General features: G+C 49.9%; 19 protein-coding genes and 1 other annotated feature (1 of these 20 cut by a window edge). Of the genes, 5 read left to right on the forward strand and 14 right to left on the reverse strand.

What is annotated here, in order from left to right:
* Positions 1–21 precede the first annotated feature (21 nt).
* Positions 22–891: a transcriptional regulator CcpC gene (ccpC, locus tag OYT88_RS01410; protein WP_274397573.1), complete on the reverse strand. Its 870-nt coding sequence runs from the start codon at positions 889–891 to the stop codon at positions 22–24.
* A gap of 206 nt (positions 892–1,097) precedes the next feature.
* Between ccpC and OYT88_RS01415 the strand changes: the two genes are divergently transcribed.
* Complete coding sequence (locus OYT88_RS01415; protein ID WP_274397574.1) at positions 1,098–1,301, forward strand: aspartyl-phosphate phosphatase Spo0E family protein; 204 nt, start codon at positions 1,098–1,100, stop codon at positions 1,299–1,301.
* 284 nt (positions 1,302–1,585) lie between these two features.
* On the opposite strand, the gene OYT88_RS01420 is transcribed toward OYT88_RS01415, so the two are convergent.
* The 9 genes from OYT88_RS01420 to OYT88_RS01460 all read right to left on the reverse strand — a co-directional run bounded on the left by OYT88_RS01420 (position 1,586) and on the right by OYT88_RS01460 (position 10,330).
* The gene (locus tag OYT88_RS01420; protein WP_274397575.1) at positions 1,586–2,593 is read right to left on the reverse strand and encodes an inorganic phosphate transporter; all 1,008 of its coding nucleotides are present in this window, start codon (positions 2,591–2,593) and stop codon (positions 1,586–1,588) included.
* A gap of 92 nt (positions 2,594–2,685) precedes the next feature.
* Positions 2,686–3,270 (reverse strand): DUF47 domain-containing protein, encoded by a 585-nt coding sequence (locus OYT88_RS01425; RefSeq protein WP_443029701.1) that lies wholly within the window; start codon positions 3,268–3,270, stop codon positions 2,686–2,688.
* A gap of 371 nt (positions 3,271–3,641) precedes the next feature.
* A complete protein-coding gene (locus OYT88_RS01430) occupies positions 3,642–4,295 on the reverse strand; it encodes a response regulator (RefSeq protein ID WP_274397576.1) in 654 nt (217 codons plus the stop codon).
* Entirely contained in the window at positions 4,276–5,382 is a 1,107-nt protein-coding gene (locus OYT88_RS01435; RefSeq protein WP_274397577.1) for a sensor histidine kinase, read from the reverse strand. The genes OYT88_RS01430 and OYT88_RS01435 overlap by 20 nt, the downstream gene beginning before the upstream one ends.
* A 19-nt stretch (positions 5,383–5,401) precedes the next feature.
* Positions 5,402–6,508, reverse strand: coding sequence for an ABC transporter permease (locus tag OYT88_RS01440; protein WP_274397578.1), 1,107 nt, complete (start codon positions 6,506–6,508; stop codon positions 5,402–5,404).
* A complete protein-coding gene (locus OYT88_RS01445; protein ID WP_274397579.1) occupies positions 6,489–7,652 on the reverse strand; it encodes an ABC transporter permease in 1,164 nt (387 codons plus the stop codon). Before OYT88_RS01445 ends, OYT88_RS01440 begins: the two co-directional genes overlap by 20 nt.
* Positions 7,649–8,584 (reverse strand): ABC transporter ATP-binding protein, encoded by a 936-nt coding sequence (locus tag OYT88_RS01450; protein ID WP_274397580.1) that lies wholly within the window; start codon positions 8,582–8,584, stop codon positions 7,649–7,651. The genes OYT88_RS01445 and OYT88_RS01450 overlap by 4 nt, the downstream gene beginning before the upstream one ends.
* A gap of 227 nt (positions 8,585–8,811) precedes the next feature.
* Complete coding sequence (gene yfkAB / locus OYT88_RS01455) at positions 8,812–9,933, reverse strand: radical SAM/CxCxxxxC motif protein YfkAB (RefSeq protein ID WP_274397875.1); 1,122 nt, start codon at positions 9,931–9,933, stop codon at positions 8,812–8,814.
* A 130-nt stretch (positions 9,934–10,063) separates the two neighbouring features.
* Entirely contained in the window at positions 10,064–10,330 is a 267-nt protein-coding gene (locus tag OYT88_RS01460; protein ID WP_274397581.1) for a hypothetical protein, read from the reverse strand.
* 95 nt (positions 10,331–10,425) lie between these two features.
* On the opposite strand from OYT88_RS01460, the gene OYT88_RS01465 reads away from it, so the two are divergent.
* Entirely contained in the window at positions 10,426–10,821 is a 396-nt protein-coding gene (locus tag OYT88_RS01465; protein WP_274397582.1) for a hypothetical protein, read from the forward strand.
* A 198-nt stretch (positions 10,822–11,019) separates the two neighbouring features.
* Positions 11,020–11,436, forward strand: a complete 417-nt coding sequence (locus OYT88_RS01470; protein WP_274397583.1) for a hypothetical protein — start codon at positions 11,020–11,022, stop codon at positions 11,434–11,436.
* Between the two features lie 561 nt (positions 11,437–11,997).
* On the opposite strand, the gene OYT88_RS01475 is transcribed toward OYT88_RS01470, so the two are convergent.
* Positions 11,998–13,206, reverse strand: coding sequence for a C40 family peptidase (locus OYT88_RS01475; RefSeq protein WP_274397584.1), 1,209 nt, complete (start codon positions 13,204–13,206; stop codon positions 11,998–12,000).
* 332 nt (positions 13,207–13,538) lie between these two features.
* Between OYT88_RS01475 and OYT88_RS01480 the strand changes: the two genes are divergently transcribed.
* Entirely contained in the window at positions 13,539–14,045 is a 507-nt protein-coding gene (locus tag OYT88_RS01480; RefSeq protein ID WP_274397585.1) for a hypothetical protein, read from the forward strand.
* 224 nt (positions 14,046–14,269) lie between these two features.
* Here OYT88_RS01480 and fumC read toward each other — a convergent pair whose 3' ends face one another.
* The gene (gene fumC, locus OYT88_RS01485; protein ID WP_274397586.1) at positions 14,270–15,658 is read right to left on the reverse strand and encodes a class II fumarate hydratase; all 1,389 of its coding nucleotides are present in this window, start codon (positions 15,656–15,658) and stop codon (positions 14,270–14,272) included.
* Positions 15,659–15,864: 206 nt separating this feature from the next.
* On the opposite strand from fumC, the gene OYT88_RS01490 reads away from it, so the two are divergent.
* Complete coding sequence (locus OYT88_RS01490) at positions 15,865–16,548, forward strand: metallophosphoesterase family protein (RefSeq protein ID WP_274397876.1); 684 nt, start codon at positions 15,865–15,867, stop codon at positions 16,546–16,548.
* A 157-nt stretch (positions 16,549–16,705) separates the two neighbouring features.
* Here the strand turns inward: OYT88_RS01490 and OYT88_RS01495 are convergent, their stop codons facing one another.
* Together OYT88_RS01495 and tyrS are read right to left on the reverse strand one after the other, a co-directional pair.
* The gene (locus OYT88_RS01495; RefSeq protein WP_274397587.1) at positions 16,706–16,939 is read right to left on the reverse strand and encodes a YtxH domain-containing protein; all 234 of its coding nucleotides are present in this window, start codon (positions 16,937–16,939) and stop codon (positions 16,706–16,708) included.
* A gap of 219 nt (positions 16,940–17,158) precedes the next feature.
* Positions 17,159–18,409 (reverse strand): tyrosine--tRNA ligase, encoded by a 1,251-nt coding sequence (gene tyrS, locus OYT88_RS01500; RefSeq protein WP_274397588.1) that lies wholly within the window; start codon positions 18,407–18,409, stop codon positions 17,159–17,161.
* Between the two features lie 58 nt (positions 18,410–18,467).
* Positions 18,468–18,478, reverse strand: a binding site (T-box leader) (it continues 200 nt past the right edge of the window).

An 18,478-nucleotide genomic window follows, 5' to 3' on the forward strand; every position in this document is an offset into this window, starting at 1 on the left:
TCACAGATATCTTATCGAATTTCAGGTTAAAAGTCTATGGCGGACAAGCTCAATAAATGCATGCACCTGTTTCAGCCGCAGAGATTCCTTATCGTACAGCAGCCAGTTGTCCCTCTTCAAGGCGGCTCCCTGCCTGTCCGTCAGCGGAATCCGATGCACCCGGTCCTTTTCAGTCAGGCTGATCGACGGAAGAACCGCGTAGCCGATGCCGTGAGTCGCCATTTGTTTGCATGTTTCGATCTGATCGACCAGAATGGTTCTGACGGGAGATCGGAACTTTTGATCATGCCACCATTCCCTTATGATCTGATCATAGGAAGAATCACTTCTGAATTGAATATAAGGCCGCTGATCTCTGGTCAAATCGTTCAGCGTCTCAATCTTTGTATCGACCAGATTCAGAGGATCGGAAAATAGATGCAGTTTTTCTCCCCTCCAAAGCGGATTTCCGCGGACAATGGCCACATGGCACTGGGCATGGTACATCCGTTCCAGGATTTCACTCGACCAGCCTGTCACCAGCGAAATTTCCACAAGCGGATAACTCTCCACAAAATCTTTCAGAACCTCCGGAAGCCAGTACTGCCCGTTGACCGATGAAACGGCCAGTTTCAGTGTCCCGTAGATATCCGAACCGTGCGCGCCGACTTCGGCTCTGACTTCCGCAGCCCTCTCCAGCGTTTCCCTGGCAAAGCGGACAATGGCTTCGCCCTCCGGCGTCAGGCTGACTCCGCGTTTTGAGCGCGAAAAAATCCGAGTGCCCCATTCACGTTCAATGTGCTGCAGCCGCTGGCTCAGAGCCGGTTGGGATACAAAGAGCTTTTCGGCTGCTTTTCTCATATTTCCTTCATCGGAAAGCACCGTAATCAGTTCAAAATCGGATAGCTGCATGACCTTTGCCCTCCAAAGTTTCATAAGCCTAACATAAGCTTCTGCTGAATCTATCATACGGCCCTGAATGAAAAGAATCAAAATCTGATTCTTTGTGAAAAAAAGAGCATTGAGCCAATGGAGACATGGACAAAATATTATTGCATGCTATAATTAGAATCGTTAGTCCGGTATACATATGATCGCAGGGAGGTGACGAAGGTCTCATGTGCAGCCTTTCAGTAGTCAATAAGACACAGGAAATATATCCTTCAAGTTTAGAAAAAATCGAGAAAAAAAGAAAACAACTTTTTCATATCGCTAAGATCTATGGAATGTACGCTGCCGAAACCTTGCGATGCAGCCGGGAACTGGACGAGATGATTGTCGAGTTTCAGCAGCAGTGTCTGCCTGCTCGGATTGACTCCTGACCTGCAAGCCGGTGCCGTCCCCGGCAGATTTGAACAGAACGCCTTTTGGAGAAAAGCAACTTCCGTAAAAACCTGAAAGCGGAAGCTGAAACAAAAGGCCGGTTCGTCTCCGGCGGCGTGGAAGGTCCTTCTCTCTTTATTTTATTCAGTCTTTTGAAGCTATATTTTTGTTGTAAATTGTAAGCGCTGCCACGAAAACTGATTTTTGTACAGCCGGTACAGATTGCTGCCGAAAAACGGCGCCGCGGAAACATCCGTTTCTCAAGCGCCGTTCCGATTACAGATTATAAAAGCCATGCTAAAACTTTAAAGACGACGACCGCGCACGCTGCCGTTGTCGGCAGCGTAATAATCCACGTTATGACAATATTAATCGCCATGCCCCAGTTAACACCCCGGACCCGGTCAGCGGCACCGACTCCAAGAATCGAGGAGGTAATCACATGGGTCGTGCTTACGGGAAAATGCAGGGCCGTAAAGCTAAAAATAATCGCCGCCGAAGATAAATCCGCGGCCGCTCCGTTGATCGGCTCTATTTTCATAATCTTGGTCCCGATTGTTTTAATAATCCGCCAGCCGCCGAAGGCCGTGCCCATGGCCATCGCAATCCCGGAAGTCACGCGGACCCACATCGGAATTTCCACTACTGAAAGATATTTTGATGCAACGAGCGCCATCGTGATGATTCCCATTGTTTTCTGAGCATCGTTCGTTCCGTGAGCAAATGCCTGCAGCGCTGCGGTGAAGATTTGAAAAGTGCGGAACCGCTGATTCGTTTTCTTTAATGGGAAATTATGGAAGAAAAAATTGAATAGGCTCATGATGATGAATCCGACCGTTATCGCTACAATCGGTGAAAAAATCAGGGCTTCAAAAATTTCTATAAATCCGGATAAATTAAGCGCATGAAAACCGAATGCCGATATGCCCGCGCCGGCCAGTGATCCGATGATCGCATGCGACGAGCTGCTCGGTATGCCGAAGAGCCAGGTTACCAGATTCCAAATGATTGCGGTAATCAGCGCGGCCATCACGATAATCATGCCCCTCGTTTCATCATGAATCGTAAACGGATCAATGACACCCTTGCTTATCGTCTGGGCAACTCCGGTAAATGTGATTGCGCCGAGGAAATTCATCGTTCCCGCAAGAATAATGGCTGCCAGCGGCCGCAGAGCGCGCGTGGAAACCGACGTGGCAATCGTGTTGGCCGTGTCGTGGAAACCGTTAAGGAAGTCGAACGCAAAAGCGAGCAGCACGATTATCAGTGTCAAGGCGAACAAACTTTGCATGATTTAAAAAATCCTTTCTTTTTCGAAGCTGCACGGCCGATTTTCAGAAACGGCCGACAATGTCCGGCTGCTGCCTTTTTTCCGCATGAGCATCATGCATTCCTCATGATAATCGTCTCGAGTGTATCCGCGACATCCTCACAACTGTCGGCCACACTTTCCAGCATTTCATAAAGTTCCTTGTACTGAATGATTTTAACCGCATCTTGCTCATACCGGAACAGATTTGTAATGCATTTTGCCAGCAGATCGTCACATTCGGTTTCGTAATCGTTTATCTTAATGACATTATTCCTTATCCCCGACAAATTTTTTTTCGCCAGAAGATCGACGGCCTGTGCAATTTCCCTGGATGCTTCAAAAAGGTAGCCGACAAACTTGGCCATATACTCATCGGTGTGCGTCAGTCTGTAGATTTCGAGCCGCATCGACCATTCTTCAAAGCCATCAAGCACATCGTCCATTTTCATGGCAAGCTCAAGAATATCCTCACGCTGCAGAGGCGTCACGAATGTCTTATTAAGTGCAATGATCAGTTCGTGCACATAGGAGTCGCCCTTGCGTTCGAAGTCTTTCATTTTCTGCGAAAAATCGCGAAGATCCGACTCGTTTTTGATTTTCGACTCCATAAAAAAACGCGCTGATTCCTCCAGATTCAGTGAGATAATCGAAAGCATATTAAAAAATTTATCATTTTTTGAAAAAAGATGCACCCACTCCACCTCTCTGCCCTCTCTAAACAGCCGATCTTCCGCGCACAGCAAAAATGCCGCCGCGAAACAGGCCCAAATTCCATTTTAACAGAACAGGCCGTATTTACAATCTCTTTTCAACTTCTTTAAAAAGTTTAACACAACGTTCGACACGTTCGACCTGTTTTTCATCGACATTTTTCCACAGAAACCGTCCTTTCACGCGAAGGGTTCCCTGCTTCGGGCAGCGGATGTGGCGGTTATGTATCGATATCGATACCGGCTGAATTCGGGAACGGGTGACGGTTATGTATCGACGCCGGCGAAGATTCAAAAGACAGCTGCAGTCTTCCCGGTCAGCTGTTCCTTCCATATTTGCATTCTATATAATAGACCGCGAGCTGCGTACGCGTACGCAGCTGCAGCTTCTCGAGCATGCGCGTGATATAATTTCTGACGGTTCCGTCGCTCAAGTACAGCCTTTCGGCAATTTCCTTATTGGAACGGCCGGCCGCAATCAGTGCAAGCACTTCTTTTTCCCGTTCGGTCAGTGAATCGTCCACGGCCGGCCTTCCAGTCAGCTTACGGGCCGAAGAGTGCAGCATATCGGAAAGCTTTTCGGCCACTTCACTGCTCATCACCATGCTGCCGTGAAAGGCCGCCCGCAGAGTATCGATGATCGCATCCCCCGACTGGCTTTTGAGCAGATAGCCCGACGCCCCGTTTTTAATCGCCTGTCTGATATAGTCGTCGTCACGAAAAGTAGTCAGCATGATGATCTTCGTCTCCGGCCATCTGTGCCTCAGTTCAGCCGAACACTGCACGCCGTCCATGACCGGCATGCGGATATCGAGCAGCACGAGATCGGGCGCTTTTTCCGTCTCAAAGAAGCGAATCGCTTCCCTGCCGTTTTTGCATGTGCCTGTAACCGTCATGTCGCTTTCCAGATCAATCAGCAGTTTCAGACTGTCGCAAATCAGCGCATCGTCATCAACGATGAGAATCCGCAAATAATCCACTCTCCTTTTTCGTCAGCGGCAGTATGCAGACAATCTTGAAACCGGATTGTCCGTCGACCGAGAGGCTGCCCCCCATTTTACTCACTCTTTCTTTCATGCCGTTCAAACCGAGATGATCCTGGACGACGGGGGCCCCTTTCCCGTTGTCATGAATGAACAGCCTGACAAAATGCCTGTTCCCGTTCAGCTCTATGCCGGCTTTTGTCGCCTCGGAATGCTTGAATATATTCGTCAGTGCTTCCCGGACATTCGCCTCAATGATTTCCCAGTGCCGCTCCGGAATGTCCTTCATATCTCCGGAACAGGCGAAGGACAGCTCGCAGTAATGGAACGATTGAATCAATTGTCTGACCCTCTCGAGCCCGGACGTTTTTGCAGGTATCAGGTCATGTGCCGTATCGTGCACCATCCGCAATGCATCGGATAATCCGGCAACCGTTTTTTCAATCAGCTCATCGGATTTCTGCAAATTTTTTTCTCTGACTTTATAGGCCGCCTGAAGCTGCATATACAAACCCGCAATCGTATGTCCGATCGTGTCGTGCAGGTTTCTGGCAATCCGGTTCCTTTCTTTCAGTTCGGCAAGACGGGTGCGCCTTTCTGCTTGCTGCAGAATCTGCCGCTTCGATTTTTCCAGCTCATAGATGTAATAGCGTTCATCATCTGCAATCTTTCTGAAGCGCCGTTCGCTTTCCTGCAGCCGATCGATCAGGCTGACAAAAAAGCAACAGACACCGAAAAAAATTAAAAAGAGCAGGATATGCGGAAAATCAAGCATAAAAAGAATGGGCAGAATCAGAAAAGCCAGGCCGGCTAAAAGACGATTTCTTGCCTTCAGCGTCTCCGGAAGCAGGAGCGCAAAACCGATGACAAAAATCGGCTGATTGATCCCGAAGAGAAGAATAAGCAGCCATTCACTCTGAGTCAGCCATTTTCTCGGCAGATATCTCGTTTTCAGCAGATTGACCACGATAAGCAGCAAAAAGCACACCACTTCAACAGGAGTCGGTGCGTTTTTGCCGGTCACAAGTCCGTAGCCCAGCAGGCAGAACAGGATAAGCTGATAGAAATAGATCATAGGCAGCCTCCGGGGGCCATTAATGTGCAATATCTCTTGTCCGCCACGAAGCAAGAAGGAAAAAGATAACGGCAAAAGCGGCTAAAATAGTTAATTCAATTATAACATCGTTTAAGCCGTTTCCGTAGACCAGCTTGGTCAATGCCTTAACCCCCCATGCTGTCGGCGTGAAATCCGCGAGTTTCTGCATAAAGGAAGGCATGATTTTCGCGGGCCAGAAGCAGCCGCCGAGCATCGCCAGCGGCGTCGTGATCAGCCAGGTCAGCGCATTGGCCTGCCGCGTGCTGTTGACAGCCACGCTCAGGGCAACGCCGATCGATATCGCAACGACCGAAAAAATAAGTAGGACGACGTACACATTAAAGATCGACGGTCCGAACGTCGCATGAAACCCGGCCGCGAGGATCGCCAGCATCGTAAAAATCATGACATTGGCCAGCAGCAGGTAGCTCAGGATATGCTGGGCATTGTAGCTTCTCAGCGAGAGCGGCGTCGTGAAAAAGCGATCAAAAATCTTTTTCTCCTTATCTTCAACGATCAGTTTGGACGGAAGAGCAATCATCATGATCAGACAGCCGTAGATCACGAATCCGAGCGAACTCAGCGTTTTTTCTTTTTGTGCAGCCTGACCGTCCGCACTTCGAACGCGCAATGCCAGATGATTCTGATTGTAGCGGTTCAGCGCCTGATAAAACACTTGCTGCCGCCCCTGCGACTGCTTCGCCATTAATTCAATATCCTGCAGATAACCGCTTATAAAGGCGCTCACTCCGGACGAGATATTGCTTTCCGAAACATGGTAGCTGTTTAGCGGCTTCGACTGTCCGGCGATCAGCGACGATGTAAATCCTTTGTCAATGATCAGGACCATGTCGGCCTTTCCGTTAATCAGCTGATCGCGCTGGTTATTATCCGTCACCCGGACCACATCCGCCTGGCCCTTCATCGTCTGAATCATCTGCTTTGTCAGCTGCGTCCCGTCATGATCGATGACGCCGACTGTCGCCCTCTGATCCCCTGAACCGGAAAACGCCACAATAATAAATAAGATTGGTATAATCAGACTGATTCCCAGAGTCAGCTTATTCTTCATAAACCTTTTCAGATTATTTTGAAAGATAGCCATAGCTTCTCCTCCTTAGTCCGGCCGCCGTGAGCAGCAGAACCGCCGCCAGAATGATGACCAATTTAAAGACGGCAACCAACGGAGACAGGCTGGAACCGCCGTAGATATCCTGGAAAATCAGTGTCTGAACGAGAGAGTTGGGCATGAAGCCGCGGATCGCCGACGTAATCGGATTGGTCTCCAGAAAACTGAGTTTCACATAGCCGCCGGCCAGAAAAGTGGCCAGGGGGGCAATGAACGTCATCAGAGCATCGGCCGTTTTTTCCGTTGACAGCAGCGTGAGAGCGATACCCGTCAGCGTGACGATCGCGGCCAGAAGAAAGCACAAACCGAAAACAAACCAGAGATGACTGCCGAAATCGGCTTTATAGATGAATTTAAAGAAAACGATCAGGATGAGAATCTGTAAAAAGATGGTTGCAACATGGCCGAACACTTTACCGGTAAAGAAGCTCATCGGACGGACGGGCAACGATTGAATGCGATAGCCGATCGGCGAATCCAGCGATTCCTTGACTGCATCCACACCGTATGCGTAAGCATATAAAATGATCATGATCAGCATGGTCACCGCATAATAACTGCTCGCATCCGGCACCTTTCCTTTAACGCTCAAAGCATGGTTCGACAAAAGCGGAACCAGCTGCGCACCGGCGGCTTTCTGGGGAGAAACACCGGCCGCGGCCAGTGCCTGTACAGCATTCATCCGCTTCAGAAAACTGTCGGCAATGCTTCGGACGGCCGAACTCTCCAGATCTCCGCTTGTAATGAAGTCGAGATGATGGCTTTGGCCGCGCACGGCGGCCGCGGAAAATCCTTTTGTGATGACGATCACCGCATCGAGGTTCTGCTTCTTTAAATCCTTGTTGGCTTCGGCTTCCGTTTTATAAATGCGTGTTTTCATAACCGTGCGGATTTGTTTTTCCTGAAAAAAGTCAACCATTGACATCGCCAGGGATCCCCGGTCCTGATTGACAATTCCGGCGCGGATATCCAGGGACGCCGTTGTTGAATCGGCGTTGCTGAGCGCCGTTCCCAGAATCAGCGTTAAAACCACCGGCAGGAGCAGCATCAGCAGGAGGCCTCGCCGATCGCGGAAGTTTTGTTTGATCGTGCTGAAGCAGACGGTGATAATCGTTTTCAAATGGATCCCTCCCGAAGCGCACGGCCGGTCAGCGTCAGAAACACATCTTCCAGCGTCGGGGTATTCGTCGACACTTTGGTCACAATGACACCCTCATCAAGGAACACCGACAGAACCTCATTGATATTTTTAGCAGCAGAGATAATGCGCACCGTATGGTCATCGATCACCGCATCTTTAACGGAAGGCAGCTTTTTTAATGCGTCGACGATAGAAAATCCGGGCGATTCAATGTCGACGAACAGGGCATGGTCGTCGATAATCAGTCTGGCTAATTCTTCTTTAGTGCCCTTGGCAATGATCCTTCCTTTATCGACAATGGCAATTTGCGAACAGATTGCTTCCACTTCTTCCATGTAATGAGAAATATAAATGACTGTACAGCCCGTTGCATTTAACTTTTTGACCGATTCCAGAATATAATTGCGCGATTGCGGATCGATGCCGACGGTCGGTTCATCCATGATGATCAATTTCGGTTTATGGACAAGCGCGCAGGCAATGTTCAGCCGCCGCTTCATGCCTCCGGAAAACTGTGCAGGCCTTTTGTTTTGCAAGTGGGTCAGTCCCGTGAATTCAAGGGCATCGGCCGTCCCCTCTTTCAGCGCATTCCCGCTCAGACCGTAGAGCCTGCCGAAAAGCCGGACATTTTCCAGCGCCGACAGCTCCTCATAAACGGCAATATCCTGAGGCACGAGCCCGATGTGCCTCTTTATTTCCCGTTCGTTTTTCCGAAGTTCCTCCCCGAAGATCTTAATCGTTCCCTGATCAACTGTCGTCAGACCGAGCATCGTATTGGTTAAGGTTGTCTTTCCTGCGCCGTTCGGACCGAGCAGTCCGAAGATCTCGCCCTCTTTCACCTGCAGGCTCAGGTGATCAATCGCCAGATTGTCTTTATAACGTTTCACAAGATCGGAAACCTCAATAATCATTTCAGCATCCCCCTTCCGGTCTACCCATAGTCTACCAAGCGGGAAGGCAAAAAAATAGTGACCTTTTGTCAACTCTGAGATGACAAATGTCACTGTCTAAAGCTCTGAGGCATCGGGAGCAGGCAAAGACGGAAAACGTGCCGAATGTTTAAGACGGAAGCTCGGCAGGATTTCCGCTCCTCTCTGCAGATTTTTTCGTTCCGCCCGGAAAAAGCAATTCATTTTATTTATTCCCGGGCGATCCGGGCAGTCCGGGTCGTAAAATCGATATCCCGATAATAAGTATTCTTGACAAGCACATTCGGACCCAGACATTTTACGACCGGGCAGTGGCAGTTCAAAGATTCGGCCAGCGGCGTTTTCATCCACTGCCGGTAGGCCTCTTCAAGAGCGGTCGTCCGAATGTTGCCGAGCGGCGGCGTATCGCCGAAATCCGTAACGATGATATCGCCGCTGAAAATGTTGACGTTCAGGCGCGAACGGCCGTCCGGATCATTTCGTATCGTTACATTTTTCGCTTCATAGAGCCTTTTTAAAAGAGCCAGATCCCGATCGTCCGAACTGCACGGATAAAAGGGCAGCGTACCGAAAAGCATCCAGACATTCTCATCACGGGCATCGAGCAGCCTGCTGATCCCCGAACGTATTTCGTCGAGTGTCGCCACCTGAAGCGCTCCGGCAAAGTCGCTCGGGTACATCGGATGAATCTCATGCCGCCTGCATCCCATCGCGACGACCTGTTCATGAATGCGTTCGAGATGCGGCAGAGTACGCTTGTTAATCATTGTCTCCGCCGAAACAAGAACGCCTCTTGCCGATAATTCCCGGGCGTTTTCAACCATCCTGTCGAAAAAGAGTTTCTGCTGATCCCGTTTCGGCTTCTTCTCCATAACTGCAAAACCGATCGTCGAGTAGTCTTCAAAACTTCCATAGTTAAAAGAAATATGGAGTACATCCAGATAAGGAATGATTAATTCGTATCGGGCGAGATCCAGTGTCAAATTTGAATTGATCTGTGTTCTGAGGCCCCGCTCGCGGGCATACTTTAAGATGGGAACGACATATTCCCTGACTGCCTTCATTGAAAGCATCGGCTCTCCGCCGGTGATACTCAGCGCGTGCAGATGGGATGCCTCGTCCAGTCTTTTAATGATCCGATCCAGCGGCAAAGGCTGCGGGTCGCGTTTCCGCAATGTGTAGCCGACCGCACAATGCTCACATCTCATATTGCAGAGCGTCGTCGTTGTCAGTTCCACATTTGTCAGTTCAAGACGGCCGTACGTCTCCATGTCGCGATAGGCTTCCCACGGGTCATTCGACGGGTTGATCGGCGCCGTCAATTCAGTCATTTTCGTGTTCATTTCCTGCCGTCCTCCAATAAGTATTCATTTTGCGATGACTCTATTCATTATAGTAGAAAGACGGCTGCGAATGAAGCGGCAAGAATTCCGGCATCGTATCGCTGATGTAAACGCTTACTTATGCGGACAATACTTCTGCCATATTCTTTGAAATATACTCTTTCGTCTGGCTGATCCCTTGTCCTTCAATAACAATCAGGCACTCTTCATCATGAGTAAATAAAATGAACGAAAGAAGTTCGGACAGACGGTGGATTTTATGCGCCTCTTTTTTCCCATAGACATAGATGTTCTGCTCTAAGTGCGAGCAATACCCGTAAAAGTCAATGAACTTATTCAGTCTGAGTTTCGAAGGATTGAATTTGAACGAGATGATGTTTCTCACAACCGCTGCACTTCCTTTCGTATTATTGTGTATCTCTATTGTCACATATTTTCGCCAAATACTGAACCGGGTTTTTTTGTCGATGTTCCACTAGTTTGGAAGAAGTTTCCCGTAAAAAATTGTTGAACGGACGAATTAAAAATGCCAAGCACTTCCGGTTTCACGGCTCTTGGCACACATGGAATTTCAGGGTCAGACCGTTCTTCTTATATTTCCCTTCAGAAGAACAAACCGACAATGACAAGGAGAATAAACATGACGACGATGAGAATAAACATCTCCACATCCTCCTCTTTGTTTTCTATAGCATATGCCGTCTTTCTTACGCCTGGCCCGGCATCCGCATCATTCAGCAAAAAAAGGCATGCTTCCGTATGATGATTTTTTTCCGGTGTGCCTATGCCATGCCCATGCCCGCATCTGAGACGGCTGCGTTCGGAAATCAGCCGGACCGGGACACACGTTCTGCAAAAATATTGACAGCACGTTAATAGACTGATAAAATCATACGCTGTAAGCGGACAGACCGGCCAAGTGCATGGATCGGAATCGATCAAAGTGCTCCTCTGAACAGCGGCCATGCCCGGTCCGGCCGAAAAAGAGAGGAAGGCAATAATAATCGGCTGACTGATTCATAAGATTCAGCCGGGAAAACGTGCTGTGATTTTTGGAGGATGATTTAAAAAAATATGAATCTTAAACCGATACATTATATTAAATTGCCGATTGTCCGGCGACTGAAGCAGAGACATGTTCTGGCACCTGAGAATATCCTGGATTATTTCAATTACCCCATAACCGATTGCCGGCCCATTTACCCAAAGACTTTTGTGTTCGATATTAGCGGGCTGCCGCCGATTCATGACTTCTTCGGGACTTCTCATGCGACAATTCTTATTATCGAGAACCGGGACCTATTCATGGACGGCGACAGCATCATCGTCCAGACAGTCAATGGGGCTATTTATCTCGGAGAGGCAAAATATCTCGGCAGTGAACTGCTTATAGAAAATAAGTACGGCCCCAATCATCAGGTTTTATCTTTATCCGAAATCCGTTATATCGGCCGTTTAATGAGCGCCATTCGCGAGATTAAAAAAAACTGACTGCACGCTTTCCAAAAGAAGAACGCCGCCCGGTTCTTAAGGCGGCTCCTTTTTATCACAATCATTAATTGATTATTCTGACTTTAAGAGATGACCGCGTTCGCCCCGCGATCCGCGCAAAGCCGAGAATGACGGGAGCTTCCGTTAGCTAACGCCGGCACGCCTTTTGAGCGATGCAGGCGGCGATCGACTTCTCTGCAGGCGACCTTCTGCGCGGCTCGGCATGGAATGGCAGACATGCCCGTTTTTTTCTTCGCCTGCCGCTATTCAGCGCCTCCTGATGAAAATCACCGATAAGCGGCCTCCCCTCAACGGCAACCGCCGTTTTATCAACCGTAAGCGGACCCATATCAACAGCTGCAGGCCGAGGATCATCAATAAAGTGCAGAATATCCGCAGTAACGGCTAAAGAATCAATAAGTGCGAATAATCAGGATCATAAAAGGGACTTTTGACAGCTGCTGCGCCGCTTTCAGCCGCACATGATATATGAACGAAAAAAGCCGCAGGGAAATCGGTCCCTGCGGCTTTTTTCTTTAGTATAAAATAGTCTCTGTTCGATCAGTTCAGGATTCTGACGACGACGCCGCTGAAGTGCGCACTCCAATATGGATTGCTCATGCTGACAACGGCTACGCCCGTGCTCGACTGCGAACCGATAAAACGGCCGCCGCCGAGGTAAATGCCGACATGGCCGTTGACGCCGTCCGTATCGAAGAAGACAAGATCGCCGGGCCGGGCGCTGCTGTAGCTGACCCGCGTGCCTTCATTCACCTGAGCCCCCGTCGTTCTTCCAAGACTGATGCCGTTCGCGGCAAACGCGGCCTGAACGAATCCGGAGCAGTCAAAGCGGCCGGTCGACGGACTCTCAACACCCCAGGCGTACGAAGAACGGCCGATAAACTGATTTCCGTAGTTCAAAATACCGGCAATACCGCCCGAGGACACCGAAGACGATAATGTAAACGAAGAAGAGCTTCCCGAGTTTCCTGAATTGGCATTCGACGTGCTGCTTTGATGCGATACCGGAGTGGCAGCAGGCGAAGACGAAGCAGCCGCCGCAACCGGCTTCGCATTTTTAAGGTTTGAGGCGGCGCCCGCAAGCTCAGTCAGTGTTTGCGAGATATTGGCCTGCTTGTCATTCAGCGCGCTGACCGCAATTTTTTTCTGAGCCTGAAGTGCATTCACCTTGCCGAGGTTTTTCTGCAGATCGGCCAGTTTAGCTACATTGGCCGCCTGTTTCTTTTCGACGCTCTGTTTCTTTACCGCGACCGCATTTTGATCATTTTTCTGATCGTTGATGATTTTCTGATCCTGCGTCGTGATCATGTTCAAAGTCGTCGCCCGGTCGATGAAATCGCCGAACGATTTGGAACCGAGCAGAAAGTCGATCACATCCACCGATCCGCCGTTCTTATAGATCGAAACCAAGCGGGTATCGAGGAGTTTCTTGCGGGCATCGATCCTCTTCTGAAGGACCTGGATATCATTCTTCAGTGTCGAGATCTGGTCGTTTGTCGTGTTAATTTGTGCCTGGGCATCGCTGATCTGCCCGGTCAGCTTCAGCTGCTGCTGAATCATCTGATCGAGCTGCGCCTGAAGTGCTTTTTTCTGCGCGCTCACCTGCCCGCTGAGCGACTGCTGCGAAGCCGTCTGATTCTGAAGCGATTGTAAGGACGTTGCGTATGTAACCGATGGGGCTGTTGCCGTGTATGTAAGTCCGACCGTCAGTGCGACTGTCACTGCCACTTTCTTTTTGCTCATTGCCATGATTAGCTAATGTCCTCCCCAATGCGTCAATTTTCTGTTTTTCTATTTATTTTATTTCAGTAACTTATCGTTTTTTTTACACATTTCATCGACTTTTTCATTATAACATTAACAATTTAACGGCTGATATTAAGCTTTTATTTCTTGATGAAACATAAATGTAACATAAGGCAGAAAAATGGTATATTTTGTCGCTTTTTATTTGTAACACCATTGTAATTTAATAAACTTCTAAGAAAATTGTTTGCTGAAGTCAGAAGATCGGCGTTGTAGGACAAATCAGGCCCTTCATAAACTGAAAATGCGCATAAGCAAGATGGAGGTGGAATTCATTGATCCTTGTTATCGGTTCACTTTTTCTGGCTGCCGTGCTGATCAACCAGCTCCGCGAAATACCGCTGACGGGCAGACTGTACCGGCAGCCGCTCGCCCTCTTGCTGTTCTCAGGCTATTCGCTCTCAATCCTGCCCGCTCTGCCGCCGGCGGACTGGTGCATCATTGCGGCGAGCTTCCTTCTGTCATTCGGACTCGGCCTGATACAGGGGCGTTACACGCCGCTCGTGAATCATAACGGCGCCTGGTACTTGTCAGGTTCCGTCATGGCTGTCCTGGTCTGGTTTCTTTCCATTCCGATACGCTACGCATTGAAATACGCATCCGTTCATTTCCTGTCGCTGGCGCCCTCATTAAACGGATCGTCGAGTTTTGTGATTTACTTCATTTTCATGGCCGGTTTTTTATTGGGACGTTACACGATGCTTCTTTTCAGATATCCCGCTCTTGTTAAAAAGGCGGGGCAGAATGAACAGCGGATCAAAAAAATGGAGGAGGCCCGCTGAGCCGTTTGTCTGCTGAAAAAGCAGGGGACGGCAGACAAAAGAAACAGCCTGAGCCAAAGGGCCGCCGGCATATAAGGAGAATTAAAGCCGAAAAGAGACTGCATCATAAGGTTGATCACCCGTTTATGAGGCAGTCTCTTGAATTGATTAAAATGTTGACAGGCCGACTTTTTGAATCCGGTCCTCAGCGGCGGCCACCTTTTCGGGACCGCCCCTGCTTTCTATTAAGCGTGCGGATGGATCATCGTTTCAGGTTTGACATAGTCGTCAAACTGTCCGGCGGTCAGAATGCCGAGCTTAACGGCAGCCTCCTTCAGGCTCAGCCCTTCTTTGAATGCCAGCTTCGATATTTTGGCAGCCTGCTCATAACCGATGTAGGGATTGAGCGCCGTCACAAGCATCAGCGAACGATTGAGATTTTCCTTGATTTTTGCACGATTCGGTTCGATGCCGGCAACGCAGCGTTCATTGAACGAGTGCATCACATCGGCCAGCAGTCTGGTCGATTGCAGAAAATTATAGCCGATTACCGGTTTAAATACATTCAGTTCAAAATTTCCCTGGCTGGCGGCAACGCCGATAGCCGCGTCATTCCCCATAACCTGGACGGCGACCATGGTCACCGCTTCGCATTGTGTCGGATTCACCTTCCCGGGCATGATCGAGCTGCCCGGCTCGTTTGCCGGGATGGAAAGCTCGCCGATTCCGCAGCGCGGTCCGCTCGCCAGCCATCTGACATCATTGGCGATTTTCATCAGATCGGCGGCCAGCCCTTTCAGAACGCCGTGAACGGCAACAATCTGATCATGGCTGGTCAGCGCATGAAATTTATTTTTAGACGACCGGAACGTTTTTCCCGTGATCTTTCCAATTTCCCGTGCGGCGCGCTCCCCGAATTCAGGGTGTGCATTGAGCCCGGTTCCGACCGCCGTTCCGCCGATCGCCAGATCCCGCAAATAATCGCTGTCGGCAAGCAGCAGCGCTTTTGAACGATCCAGCATGTAGGCCCAGCCGCTGATTTCCTGGCCGAGAGTGAGCGGCGTCGCATCCTGCAGATGGGTTCTCCCGATCTTAATAATGTCCTGAAAAGCCGCGGCCTTTCTGTCAAGCGTTTCCTTCAGTTCGTCAAGAGCCGGCAGCACCTCATTTTCGACAGCAAGAAGCGCGGCAATATGCAGCGCCGTCGGGTACGTGTCGTTCGAACTTTGCGACTTATTGACGTCGTCATTGGGATGAACACGCGTTTTCGATCCTTTTTCCTTTAGAAGCTGATTGGAGCGGTTCGCAATCACTTCGTTCACGTTCATATTTGACTGTGTCCCGCTCCCGGTCTGCCAGACCATCAGCGGAAACTCGTCATCCCATTTTCCGGCGATGATTTCATCGGCAGCCGTAACGATAGCTGCGGCCTTTTCAGCATCCAACGTTCCGAGATCGCGGTTGGCCAGTGCCGCTCCTTTTTTGAGCACGGCAAAAGCCCTGATAATATCGAGCGGCATTTTTTCCCACCCGATATGAAAATTATGCCTGCTTCTCTCCGTTTGTGCCGCCCACAGCCGGTCGGCCGGCACCTTGACCTCACCGAGCGTATCGTGTTCTGTCCGATATTCCATCCGTCTCATCCCTTCTTTTTTGTAAACTGAATCGATTCAATGATTTTGCCGATGAATTCGCTTACACTATCATTATAACGATTTGGGCCGTGAATAGTAATAAAGTGACGATGATCACTCTCGGAAACCGCCGTTTCACGGTTGCATAACCGTTGCCGATTTGTCTATGATAGAGACAGGAAAGCGGGGGGATTTTATTGCAAACAATCAGACGCCTGCTCGCGATCAGCGACATGCACGGCGAAATTGATCCATTTAACGCCCTCCTCGACTTAACGCACTATAACCCGGACGAGGATCTCCTGATTCTGCTGGGCGATTATGTCGACCGCGGACAGGATCCGAAAGCCGTCATTAAAAAGGCGCGGGAGCTGGAAAGCGGAGGAGCCATTGCATTGAAAGGCAATCACGAAGACATGATGGAAAAAGCGCTGGCCAGCCCCGGCCCGGATACGCTCGCTAACTGGGCGGCGAACGGCGGGGCCCGAACACTTGCAAGCTACGGCTTAACGTTCAAAACCTTTTATCATGGTCTCCAGAATGGTTCGGCGGATCTGCCGAAAGAACTGCGCGACGATCTGGAATGGATTCAGCATCTTGCCTTTTATACGCAGACAGAACACTATTTCTTTGTCCATGCAGGGGTCGATCCGGAAAAATCCCCGGATGAAACGGACGATCAAACCTTTTTGTGGACACGCGCACCATTTCTGACCCATTATCACGGAGAAAAAACGGTCGTTTTCGGCCATACGCCAACTATGACCCTTCAGTCTTCCAGCGGCGTTTTTTTCGGTCAGAATAATATTATCGGCATTGACGGCGGCTGCGTCTTCGGCGGCCAGCTCAACTGTCTGGAACTGCCGTCCGGAAATACCTATCACGTTTAAGAAAATCCGGATTGGAAACAGGTCTTTCCGCTGGCGGGCCGCCCGCACGGCCTTCTCTCCGTCCGGGAACATAAAAAGCCCCTTCAGCGCCGGGATGCGGATTATTTCTATTTCGCATCCCTGACGCCAAAAGAGCTGATGAACGGCCCAGACAGGGTCAGCTGTACGGTTCGCTGTCTTTTTTGATCAGATTCGACGCCGCCTGTTTAATCTTTTCGATGCCGCTCCCGATCGCATTATTGGCACACAGATCGCGGCGCAGCTCTTCTCCGGACCTGGGCGCAAGAAACAGCGCCGCGGCGGCTCCGATCATTCCTCCGATAACGCCCCCGATAAAAAGTTCTTTTGCACCAAGACCGCTGCATGATTTTTTTTCGTTTTCCGTAGCCATGATCTATTCCTCCTTCGATTGCTGATCTCTTACGGTGACGAATTCACAGTATGAAGCGTTTCTATTTCTCAACTTTCTGCAGATTAAAACCACTATTATCAGTATACCAATTTCGCCATACGTCGTCTAATATTCGGTCGTTTATTCGACACTAGTGTGCATCAATTGCCGCAGGGACATACCGATTCACCGCATTTTTATGCCGGCCTTCACGTGTGCTCAGTACCTGATCAGCGTATATTTCTTTTTTCCGCGTCGTATGATCGTGTACATGCCGTCAATCCGGTCATTTTCCGAGAGCACATAGGACAGCTCCGTCCGGCGGATGCCGTTAACATAGATCGCCCCATTCTTAACGTCTTCTCTCGCCTGACGTTTGGAAGTTGTGACGCCCGCGGCGACAATCAGATCAATCAGACCTTCCGGTGCGTCCGAAGCCGCCTCATAAGTCGGAACATCCTTGAATCCCTGACTGATTTCTTCGGCGGTCAGCCGCGAAATGTCGCCGCTGAAGAGTGCCTCGGAAATATGTTCCGATTCCCGCAGCGCTTTCTCGCCGTGGACCAGTTTTGTCAGCTCCTGTGCAAGCGTCTTCTGCGCTTTCCTTTCTTCGGGGTGCCGCGCCGTCTCCGCAGCCAGGCTTTCTATCTGATCTTTCGAAAGAAAAGTAAAGTATTTCAGGTAATTGACGACATCGTCATCCGAAGTGTTCATCCAGAACTGATACCATTCATAAGGAGTCGTCTTGTCCGGATCCAGCCAGATGGCGCCGCCCATTGATTTGCCGAACTTTGTTCCGTCGCTCTTGGTGATCAGCGGAAACGTCAGCCCGAACGCCGGTTCCTCATGTCCCTTTCTTCGAATCAGCTCCAGGCCTGCCGTTATATTTCCCCACTGGTCGCTGCCGCCGATCTCCAGCCGGCAGCCGAATTTCTCATAAAGATTCAAATAATCGAACGCCTGCAGGAGCATATAGGAGAACTCCGTAAACGATATACCGGCATCCATCCGCGACTGAACGGAATCTTTGGAGAGCATGTAATTGAGCGAAAAATGTTTGCCGACATCGCGCAAAAATGAAATCGCCGACAGGCTGCCCAGCCAATCGCCATTATTGACGTAAACGGCCTTGGCGCCGTCGAAGTCGAAAAAACAGGAAAACTGCTTTTTAAAATGACGGACATAGCCGTCGACAACTGCTTTCGTGTTTAGCCGGCGTTCGCTGGAACGGCCGCTCGGGTCGCCGATCATGCCCGTCCCGCCGCCGGCGACGACGACCGGACGGTGCCCCGCCCGCTGGAAACGCATCATCGTGATGATGATCAGCAGGTTGCCGGCATGCAGGCTGTCGGCCGTCGGGTCGAAGCCGCAGTAAAACGATATCGGCTTTTTCAGCGCCTCGCGCAGCCCCTCTTCATCCGTCACCTGGTTAATCAGGCCGCGGTATTTCAAATCATCAATAATGTCCATCCTTGCCACACCTTTCGTTTTAATCTGTCCGATATCGGCAAAATAAAAAAGCCCTCCCTTAAGGAGCGC

It is taken from the genome of Sporolactobacillus sp. CQH2019 (genome assembly GCF_028765345.1).
Classification (GTDB): domain Bacteria; phylum Bacillota; class Bacilli; order Bacillales; family Sporolactobacillaceae; genus Sporolactobacillus.

What these genes read in the sequence shown, in the direction of transcription:
- OYT88_RS01495 (WP_274397587.1), bottom strand. Translation starts at nt 16,939, where the DNA reads ATGGCTACGGAAAACGAAAAAAAATCATGCAGCGGTCTTGGTGCAAAA.
- OYT88_RS01435 (WP_274397577.1), bottom strand. Translation starts at nt 5,382, where the DNA reads ATGATCTATTTCTATCAGCTTATCCTGTTCTGCCTGCTGGGCTACGGA.
- OYT88_RS01470 (WP_274397583.1), top strand. Translation starts at nt 11,020, where the DNA reads ATGAATCTTAAACCGATACATTATATTAAATTGCCGATTGTCCGGCGA.
- OYT88_RS01415 (WP_274397574.1), top strand. Translation starts at nt 1,098, where the DNA reads ATGTGCAGCCTTTCAGTAGTCAATAAGACACAGGAAATATATCCTTCA.
- OYT88_RS01420 (WP_274397575.1), bottom strand. Translation starts at nt 2,593, where the DNA reads ATGCAAAGTTTGTTCGCCTTGACACTGATAATCGTGCTGCTCGCTTTT.
- ccpC (WP_274397573.1), bottom strand. Translation starts at nt 891, where the DNA reads ATGCAGCTATCCGATTTTGAACTGATTACGGTGCTTTCCGATGAAGGA.
- OYT88_RS01425 (WP_443029701.1), bottom strand. Translation starts at nt 3,270, where the DNA reads ATGCTTTCGATTATCTCACTGAATCTGGAGGAATCAGCGCGTTTTTTT.
- OYT88_RS01475 (WP_274397584.1), bottom strand. Translation starts at nt 13,206, where the DNA reads ATGGCAATGAGCAAAAAGAAAGTGGCAGTGACAGTCGCACTGACGGTC.
- yfkAB (WP_274397875.1), bottom strand. Translation starts at nt 9,933, where the DNA reads ATGACTGAATTGACGGCGCCGATCAACCCGTCGAATGACCCGTGGGAA.
- OYT88_RS01450 (WP_274397580.1), bottom strand. Translation starts at nt 8,584, where the DNA reads ATGATTATTGAGGTTTCCGATCTTGTGAAACGTTATAAAGACAATCTG.
- fumC (WP_274397586.1), bottom strand. Translation starts at nt 15,658, where the DNA reads ATGGAATATCGGACAGAACACGATACGCTCGGTGAGGTCAAGGTGCCG.
- OYT88_RS01440 (WP_274397578.1), bottom strand. Translation starts at nt 6,508, where the DNA reads ATGGCTATCTTTCAAAATAATCTGAAAAGGTTTATGAAGAATAAGCTG.
- tyrS (WP_274397588.1), bottom strand. Translation starts at nt 18,409, where the DNA reads ATGGACATTATTGATGATTTGAAATACCGCGGCCTGATTAACCAGGTG.